Origin of the sequence: Paenibacillus sp. 1-18 (genome assembly GCF_000520755.1) — a bacterium.
GTDB lineage: Bacteria > Bacillota > Bacilli > Paenibacillales > Paenibacillaceae > Paenibacillus > Paenibacillus brasilensis.
In genome coordinates this window covers 1-4,368 of record NZ_ASSB01000294.1, presented here as the reverse complement: position 1 = coordinate 4,368, position 4,368 = coordinate 1, and the positions used below count along the sequence as shown (strand labels likewise).

General features: G+C 43.7%; 4 protein-coding genes and 1 tRNA gene. 3 read left to right on the top strand and 2 right to left on the bottom strand.

Going from position 1 to position 4,368, the window contains the following annotated elements; translation table 11 throughout:
• Positions 1-711: 711 nt before the first annotated feature.
• A complete protein-coding gene (locus tag L693_RS0118575) occupies positions 712-1,452 on the bottom strand; it encodes a Crp/Fnr family transcriptional regulator (RefSeq protein WP_025718963.1) in 741 nt (246 codons plus the stop codon).
• 298 nt (positions 1,453-1,750) lie between these two features.
• Between L693_RS0118575 and L693_RS0118570 the strand changes: the two genes are divergently transcribed.
• From L693_RS0118570 to L693_RS0118560, 3 genes are all read left to right on the top strand, one after another.
• Positions 1,751-2,203, top strand: a complete 453-nt coding sequence (locus tag L693_RS0118570; protein ID WP_025718961.1) for a GAF domain-containing protein — start codon at positions 1,751-1,753, stop codon at positions 2,201-2,203.
• Positions 2,204-2,344: 141 nt separating this feature from the next.
• The gene (locus L693_RS0118565; protein WP_025718949.1) at positions 2,345-2,998 is read left to right on the top strand and encodes a response regulator; all 654 of its coding nucleotides are present in this window, start codon (positions 2,345-2,347) and stop codon (positions 2,996-2,998) included.
• Positions 2,991-4,094 (top strand): PAS domain-containing sensor histidine kinase, encoded by a 1,104-nt coding sequence (locus L693_RS0118560; RefSeq protein WP_025718944.1) that lies wholly within the window; start codon positions 2,991-2,993, stop codon positions 4,092-4,094. Before L693_RS0118565 ends, L693_RS0118560 begins: the two co-directional genes overlap by 8 nt.
• A 198-nt stretch (positions 4,095-4,292) precedes the next feature.
• Here L693_RS0118560 and L693_RS0118555 read toward each other — a convergent pair.
• A tRNA-Gly gene (locus L693_RS0118555) sits at positions 4,293-4,363 on the bottom strand.
• Positions 4,364-4,368 lie beyond the last annotated feature (5 nt).

Genomic DNA, 4,368 nt, shown 5'->3' with positions numbered 1-4,368 from the left:
TCAGTTTTCAAAGATCAAACATTTCTTTTTCGCTGCATTTTCAGCAGCTATAAGATCATATCATGTTCTTTTCAAAAATGCAAGGGTTATTTTTTCTTTTTCTCAAGATCATTTTGACCCAAGCTTTTTTTTGAAATTGCTGTTTTGTTGTCAGCTAGAATAATATATCATTTTTAGCCAGATAAATCAACTTGTAAATATTCCCTCTTACTAGAGAGCTAATTTATTCAACCATTTCCCCAGCCTTATTTGGCTGGAGTTATACTTTAACACGCCTAGTTTATAAAGTCTATATGAATTTAGTTCCAATTATAAGATCTCGCACGCCACTCAAGAACGTCTATCATGTATATTCTTTTTCAGTTGGGTGCTCTAATTATAAACTAAAATTTCGACGTAGCGGTTCTTACTATTTGCTACATCTTATTCCCCATTGACTCTAATAAGCAAGGTCTCGTGAGCTTGAGCCTCATTCTCATCGCCAGCATTACATTTTTTCATTTTTCTCTCTGTATTTTAAAAACTTGATACAATCCTGATTGTAGGCTTGTTCCTCATTCGCCTTGGCATGAAGGCTGAGTTAAGAACTTTGCTATCCGGCGTTGATGGCTTTTTTATTATCCATGTTGTTCAAATGCCCCTTAATTTAGATTTTAGAGGACATGAAGCAAGGCGGGTCCTAGAGACTCCGCCTTATATATCTATATATTTTTAGAGTCGGCAAATTTCATGGGCACATTGGCCATACGAAGGACAGCAGCACATGGCACGCAATACCTTGAGATCATGAATAACGATTTTCCCATCTCTTGTATCCAGAGTGCCCTGCTCCTTCAACGAACTCAGCATCCGGTTCACACTCTCCCGTGTCGCTCCAATCATCTCACCCAGTTCGGAGTGACTCAGCTTCATATTCAGTAAAATGCCATCCTTCACTGCTACGCCGCATGTGTTGCTCGCACGAATCAGTGTAGACGCGAGCGCTCCTGTTTTACCATACAACAGCAAATCCCGAAAACGCGATTGCGTAATTCGTTGTTTCATCGCCATCCATTGAATAAACTGCAGTGCCATTTCTCCATTTTTAGACAGGAGCGATTCCAAATCCTTAACAAGCACGACGCCTAACTCACACACACCGGCTGTTTCCGCAGTGCAGCTATACTCTTCCCCATCTATCCCACTGAATTCCCCGATCAGATCGCCCTGATGCTGAATAGTCAGAATCAATTCTTTACCGTCTTCTGTCGACTTACGAAGTTTTACATGGCCCGAATGGATATAATAAAGCTGCTCCGCATCCTCGCCCTCTCGGAAAAGCATAACGCCTGCCTTTACCTTTTTCCAAGACATAATTTCTTTCAGCAGTTCAAAATGCTCCTCCGTCAAAAAAAGCTGAATCCCCGTGCGTTCCGCCTCGTCCCCAAACCGTTTCATACAAGTGGCTTGCATATTAGCGTCCTCCTCGTGTTTACCTTATATCTATATCATAAAGGCATAATACATGGGTTGTTATCGGGAGAACACCTGATTTTATACCTTTCTACTCCCTGATTTGTTGTGATATATGTCACTTTCCAGGCAGGCTAATGCCCCATTTACCGGCTTTCCTCTTACTCATTCCCCCAGCCTTATGAAAAGTCAGTGTTTCCTGCGCCTATAGATCAGGGGGTTCCCTGACTTACTTTTGCAACTGTCGGAACTACAATGAATTAGAGCTAGTTTTGTTAAGAAAAAGGATGTGTCTTCTATGCTACAAATAACGGATGAAATGCGAAAAGAACTAAACCAGTTAAGGGGTCGCGTCTATGGGGATCTCACTGCTCTTGCATACATGTCCAAGTCAGGAGGTGGTAAATTACATTGGTATTATGCCTCTGGCAGCAGAAGCAATCGTTATCGCCTTATTTCTTTTAAAGTGGGGCATGGCATTGCTGGACTGGCTGTTCGTCAGGGACGTACCGTGACCGTGAGTGCTTTGCTGCCTGGCAGCATACGCCTACGCCAGGAATGTGCGCTGATGCTGGCAGAGCAGCTTTATTCTGCTGTGGCTATTCCCTTTTCCAGCACGGGTGATTTACCGAACGGTGTGCTGCTTCTTGGTAACCGTGATGTTAGAACATTCACTGATTCCAACGTGGTCGAGGCCACTCAAGTCGCTCAGCGGCTTGGTCAGCTATGTGCTCACGCCCTTACTCCGTAAGATTCATTATAATTTTATAGAGTGACAATAGATATTTGCTAAAAATGGCTATACCAACTGTCTATATTGATTGAAATCCCTAAAATTTGCTATGATTATGACAAAACGCACGGTTTTTTTACCGTTCGAGGGGATGACAAATTGATTCGTATACTTGTAGTGGATGATCATGTTGTCGTACGTTCCGGCCTCATGGCCTTATTGGACGGCAAAAACGGCATTAAGGTGGTAGGAGATGCTGCAGACGGTGATGAGGCGATCCGCAAGGCGGTGGAGCTGCAACCTAATGTGGTGCTCATGGATTTTAGTATGCCACCTGGCAAAGATGGCCTAACAGCAACCACTGAATTAAAAAAACGATTGCCTGATACTGAAGTTCTTATCCTAACGATGCATGATGATGAGGAATACCTATTCCGGGCAATTCAGGCCGGGGCATCCGGATACATTTTAAAAAGCGCACCTCATGAGGAATTACTCGCTGCCATTCAGTCTGTGGCCGAAGGCAGCGCCTATCTGTACCCAAATGCGACCAAACGACTGATGAGTGAGTATCTGGACAAGATCAAACAGGAAGGCATTGCCGGACCCTATGAGTCCCTTTCCGAGCGTGAAAAGGAAATTCTATCATGGATAGCAAAAGGATATGCCAACAAGGAAATTGCCGAGCACCTGGTGATTAGCGTCAAAACCGTAGAGTCTCATAAAAGTAACCTTATGGAGAAGCTTAACCTGAAAACACGGCCCGAACTGGTCAAATTTGCACTTAAAAAGGGGCTGCTGCACTATGAATGAACCTTCTAATCCTTTACTGCAACATGTGTTTGATGAGTCGGCTGATGAGCTACTAGATGATTTGGAAGCTTATATTCCAGAGTCCCCTTTTCTCGATGAACTGCGTAACTCACTTCACCAGCTATCCAACCTGAAGCTTGCACTAGATACTTCCTCTATCGTTGCCTTAACTGATCATCGGGGCATTATTCAATACGTGAACGACAAATTTTGTGAGATTTCGCAGTACAGTCGTGAAGAACTGATCGGTCGGGATCATCGCCTAATTAATTCAGGCTATCATACTCCAGCATTCATGAAAAACTTGTGGATCACGATACGTTCAGGCCAGGTATGGCAAGGAGAAATACGCAATCGTGCTAAAGATAACAGCTATTATTGGGTGAATACCACGATCGTTCCGTTTATGGACGAGGAAGGTAAGCCCTATCAGTATTTAGCGATCCGTAATGAGGTTACCAAACTGAAAAAAGTCGAGGCGGAGCTTCAGACGATGATGACGCAAGTAATGCAAATTCAAGAGGAAGAACGCAAGCGTTTTTCAAGAGAACTGCATGACGGGATCGGACAAAGCCTGTTTTCTCTAATTATTCAACTGGATAGCCAGCTTGCTGAACAACCTACCCCTGTTCTCGAAAATCTGCGTTCACAGGTAACCGACATCATTAAAGACGTCCGAGGACTGGCATGGGAACTACGTCCCTCAGTTTTGGATGATTTAGGTGTCGTACCAGCCATAAGAACCTATATTGAAAACTTTTGTTCGCATTACGGCATCGAGGTCCATTTTCAATGTAACCTACGTAAACGCCTTGATATTGGCAAGGAAATAGCTATTTATCGGATTGTACAAGAAGCATTAACGAATGTAGCCAAGTACGCAGACGTAGCAGAAGCACATGTCGACGTAGAAGATCAGGGTGAAATCATACAAGTGAACATTTGGGATGAGGGAATCGGATTCTCTAAAGAATCCCAAGGAGAGGGCGTTGGATTATTTAGCATGGAAGAACGGGCTAGAGGGGTAGGAGGATATATGAGCATGACCTCCGCGCCAAACCTGGGAACTTCCATCCAGCTTACCATTCCCGTGTAAAATTGGCCGTCGGATCGGTAATCGGTGTATATCAACAAACTTATTTGTGAGGTATACACCGAAATAGCCAGGGCCTCAAAATTCATCATATTGTTATTTAGAAAAGAGTATAAAAAAAGAGAGAGCACTGTCCCCAGACAGGCTCTCTTTATTTATAAGGTGTCACCACTGAGGCAACAAGAATCCGCTATAGCAAAAAGCGGGTGATGGGAATCGAACCCACGCTACCAGCTTGGAAGGCTGGAGTTCTACCATTGAACTACACCCGCAAATC